Source organism: Aquisalimonas asiatica (genome assembly GCF_900110585.1).
Lineage (GTDB): Bacteria > Pseudomonadota > Gammaproteobacteria > Nitrococcales > Aquisalimonadaceae > Aquisalimonas > Aquisalimonas asiatica.
The window spans coordinates 1-4,143 of the sequence record NZ_FOEG01000019.1; the positions used below are offsets into that span (position 1 = coordinate 1).

Below are 4,143 nucleotides of genomic sequence, written 5' to 3' on the forward strand. Positions count from 1 at the left end.
CTGGGAATCAAAGCGGACGCTCAAGGGCTCAGGGGTGGCAGGCGGCTTTGGATCGTTTGAGGAAATAGTCCGTCCTGAATAACCCGTTATGCGGCGGCCCGCATTGAGGGATTGAAGTCCCGTGCCTGGTTTCCAGCACCGATCACTACCAGAAGTTGGCCCAGTAAACGGCGCAAAAGAGCTGCCATGGCCCGTAGCAGTAGCCGGATGTTGTGTCCGGCAGCAACCAGCACGGCGTTGAGCGCATCACCCAGCGCACCTTTCAGCCGGCAGCGATCCATTCGGCCGTCGGTTTTCATGTGCCCGATCACCGCCTCGACAGCGCTGCGGCGTTTGAGCTCCCGCTTCAGGGTGCGCGTGTTCACGCCGCGCTTCTGGCCGGAACGGAAGATCTGGACACCGGGAATGGCCGCGCCCTTGTAACCACGACCCACATAGCAGCGCTTCGGTGCCACACCACTCAGGATCTCGGTCTGCTCCAGCGTCTCGGCCAGAGTGTGGCCATCGAACGGGTTATTCGGCATGGAGCGGCAGCCAACGACAAAGCTCTCTCTGTTCGTGACGGCAACAGAGACCTTCACGCCGAACTCCCAGGGCTTGGCCACCTTGCCCTTGCCGATGACCTCGACCTCCGGGGCGTGCCAGGACAGCAGCTTGTTCTTGCTCTTGCGGGTCTGATTCAGCAGTCGGTTGGCGCGATGGAGTGGTTCGCGGAATGCCACCTGGATGTTCTCGGGCGCACCCTCGATCTTGCGCTCGATGTCGCGGGTCACCCGGCCCAGGTACGTCTTGAGCCGTTTGGTCATCCGCCGCTTGCGCTTCATCTGCCGCGCTTTCGCGTAGCGGTTGACCATCAACAGCGCTTCCGGCGCCTTGCGGGCATAGCTCTGGCGCAGTGGAACACCATGCTGCTGCGCGAGCCGGGTCAGGTTCCGGATCCCTCGGGCGTAGAGCTTGGCATCGGTCGGTACGTGATCGCCTTCTCCTGGACGGTGGTGTCGACGGTCACCCGCTCCAGGCTCTGGCGTTTCACCACGCCCTCTCGCCTGGCGACCTCGACGGTCTCTCGGCCAAGAGCAGTTCAACGCCTTCCTCGCCGATGCGCTGGCGCCAGCGCGTCAGCGATGAGGGATCAATCGGAAACTCGTGCTGGAAGTACTTCTCGCCGCAGAAGTGCTGCATGTACGGATTCTCCACCCAGCGCTCGACAACGGCCTCGTCGGAGAGGTTGTAGGCGTGCTGCAGGTAGAGGAGTCCAGCGATCAACCGTGACGGCGCCGCGGGTCGGCCGGGTCGGCGAGGCAAACAGTTCGCTCCACTCGCGCTCGAACACCGACCAGTCGATGCGGTCAGCGAGCTTCACCAGCGGGTGGCGCGGATCGATCAGGTTCACCAGCTCGCTGCGGAAGAGATCGTCCTGTGGCGTGTGCCGCTCGTCCCGAGGCCCCATCGAACACCCGTCCGTTATTGCAGGGAAACTGCCCTGAGGATACCAAAAACCGGCAATTTCAGAATGCCGAGAAATGCCGCAACCTCCCACACGTCAGAGGGTTACGAGTTTTTCGAAGAGCGTGGAGATCACCCCGGAGGACAGCGACGACACCCAGCGCCTGGACGACTTCGCCGCCAGCGGCAAGCAGCGCCACTTCGACACGGCCCACCCGGAGCGCCCGCACTGGCGACTGGACTACGCCCCCAAGCGCAAGGCGCACCGGGTCAGCATCGAACCGCTCAACATCAACGGCGTCGAGTTCGAGATCCGACTGCCCACGGCGCAACACCGCCTGGAGAGCAGCGACGTGGAGCCGGACGAGGACATCGACACGGAAGTGGAACGCCTAGGACGAGCACTTCCGCACGCCGGTCAACGAGTAGACCGGCGGCGCGTGCTACTCGCGGTTCTCGGCATCCGCCTGATACAGCGTCTGCAGTTCACTCGCCGCTTCGTGCTGTGACTGGATCAGCTTCTGCTCATCGCCGAAGACCGCCAACTGCCGGCGCAGTGTGGCTTCGTCGTGCTCGCGGAACGTCTCCACGGCCCGCTCCGCCTCACTGCGTCGCACCCCGAGATCCACAAGGAGATCCCGGGTGAGCACCAGGCTGGAGTGGAGCGTTTCCCGCACGAGGCCACTCACACCCGCCCTCATCAACAGGTGCGCGTGATAGCGGTCCCGCGCGCGGGCGAGAAGCTTCAGATCGGGATAATGCTCACGCACCAACTGCGCCACCCGCATGGACGCCTCGACATCGCCGATGGCGAGCACCAGCACTCGGGCGTCTTCGATACCCACGGCCTGCAGGATATCCAGCCTTTCTGCGTCGCCATAGTACGCCTTGTTTCCATAACGCCGGACAAAATCCACCTGCTCGGCGTTGATGTCCAGCACGGTATAGGGGATTGCCAGTCCTTGGAGCACGCGCCCGACGATCTGCCCGAACCGTCCGAATCCAACGATCACCACCTTCGGGGACTGCGCCTTCGGCACGTCATACGGGCGTGATTGTGCTGGCGCACCATCAAGCCGCTGCAGCCAGCGCCTTGCGACGATCACCAGAAGCGGCGTTGCGGCCATGGACAACGACACCACCAGAATCAACGTATCGACCAGCTCCTGCCCCAGCAACCGTGCACCGACCGCGGCGGTGAGCAGCACGAAACCGAACTCGCCGCCCTGGGAAAGCAGCACGCCCATATCCGCGCTTTCCCGCCAGGACAACCGGTAGAGTCTTGCCGCCATGGCAATGGTCAGCGCCTTCACCACCAGCAACCCGGCAGTCAGCCCGAAGATCGTCAACGGGATATCCAGCAAGAGCTGGATTTCGGCGGTCATGCCCACCGCCATGAAGAACAGGCCCAGCAACAGCCCCCGGAAGGGTTCGATGTCCGCCATGATGGCGTGCCGATACTGGGAATCCGCCAGCAGCACACCGGCGATGAACGCCCCCAGGGCCATCGACAGCCCGGCGAAATCCATCAATAGCGCGGAACCGATCACCACGGCGAGCGCGGCGCCTGCGAATACCTCGCGGCTCCCCGCCCCGGCCGCAAGCCGGAACAGCGGTCGCAACAGATACCGGCCACCGACAATCAGAACAAGAAACGCCCCCACGGCGAGCAGCACTTCCAGCACCAGCTGGAACGGTTCGTCCGTAATCAGCGCCCCGGCGGCGAGGACGGGGATCAGCGCCAGCACGGGGATGGCCGCAAGATCCTGAAACAGGAGTAGTGCGAACGCGTTACGTCCATGGCGGGTCTGCAGTTCGCCCCGCTCGGCGAGCAGGTGAAGCACCAACGGGGTGGAGCACAGACCGAGGCTGAAGCCGACGATGACCGCGGCCGCCGGAGGGAGACCCAGCGCCCAGGCCAGGCCGCACAGCACCAGCGACGTGATCAGCACCTGCAGACTGCCAAACCCGAACAGCGGCTTGCGCATGGTCCGCAGACGGGAGGGTTTCAGCTCCAGGCCGATCACGAACAGCAGGAAGACGATGCCGACCTGCGCAAACTGGAGCACGTCCTCCGGCCCCGGCACCAGCCCCAGTAAGGACGGCCCAATGACCACGCCGGCAGCCAGGTAGCCCAGCACTTCCCCGAGCCCCAGCCATTTGAACACCGGAACCAGGATCACGGCCGCAACCAGGAAGATCAGCACGTTCAACAGCAAACTCATTTCCACTGGAAACATCCTCGGGAGGGTTGTTCGACCTTGTCGTGCGGACAACAGCACAGGGGGAGCGCAGCCGTGCGCCCTGCAACATTTCGTCGCAATCATACCAAGCACGGCGGGACAGTCACGGACGCTGCTGGATGCGGCGTTCGATGATGCGCGCGACGCGCTCACGGCTGCGCTGGTCGAAGTCTACCTACTCCATGGTTTCCAGCAGTTCACCCCGGTGCGGCGTGCCACTCACGCCGCACCGGGGAGCATCAGATGCGGAACTGCCCCACCAAGCGGTTGAGCCGTTCGGAGAGACGGGCCGGCTCTTCGCTGGCCTGAGCCGTCTGGCCGGCACCCTGCGCAGACTCATCGGAGACGCTGCGAATGCTCTCGATCTTGCGCTCGATGTCGCGGGTCACCCGGCCCAGGTACGTCTTGAGCCGTTTGGTCATCCGCCGCTTGCGCTTCATCTGCCGCGCTTTCG

General features: G+C 64.0%; 3 protein-coding genes and 1 pseudogene. 1 reads left to right on the plus strand and 3 read right to left on the minus strand.

Annotation, left to right across the window (positions count from 1 at the left end; genetic code table 11):
• Positions 1-86: 86 nt before the first annotated feature.
• Positions 87-1,450, minus strand: a pseudogene (locus tag BMZ02_RS18590) (IS5 family transposase).
• Positions 1,451-1,571: 121 nt separating this feature from the next.
• Between BMZ02_RS18590 and BMZ02_RS18595 the strand changes: the two are divergent.
• Positions 1,572-1,955, plus strand: coding sequence for a hypothetical protein (locus tag BMZ02_RS18595; protein ID WP_091646581.1), 384 nt, complete (start codon positions 1,572-1,574; stop codon positions 1,953-1,955).
• On the opposite strand, the gene BMZ02_RS18600 is transcribed toward BMZ02_RS18595, so the two are convergent.
• Both BMZ02_RS18600 and BMZ02_RS18605 read right to left on the minus strand, forming a co-directional pair.
• A complete protein-coding gene (locus BMZ02_RS18600; RefSeq protein ID WP_216110960.1) occupies positions 1,890-3,671 on the minus strand; it encodes a monovalent cation:proton antiporter-2 (CPA2) family protein in 1,782 nt (593 codons plus the stop codon). The genes BMZ02_RS18595 and BMZ02_RS18600 overlap by 66 nt on opposite strands.
• A gap of 257 nt (positions 3,672-3,928) precedes the next feature.
• On the minus strand, positions 3,929-4,143 hold a 215-nt coding region (locus BMZ02_RS18605), incomplete at its 5' end, for a methyl-accepting chemotaxis protein (protein WP_139209273.1).

Excerpts from the sequence above, each read along its gene's own strand:
- BMZ02_RS18600 (WP_216110960.1), bottom strand. The coding sequence starts at position 3,671 with ATGAGTTTGCTGTTGAACGTGCTGATCTTCCTGGTTGCGGCCGTGATC.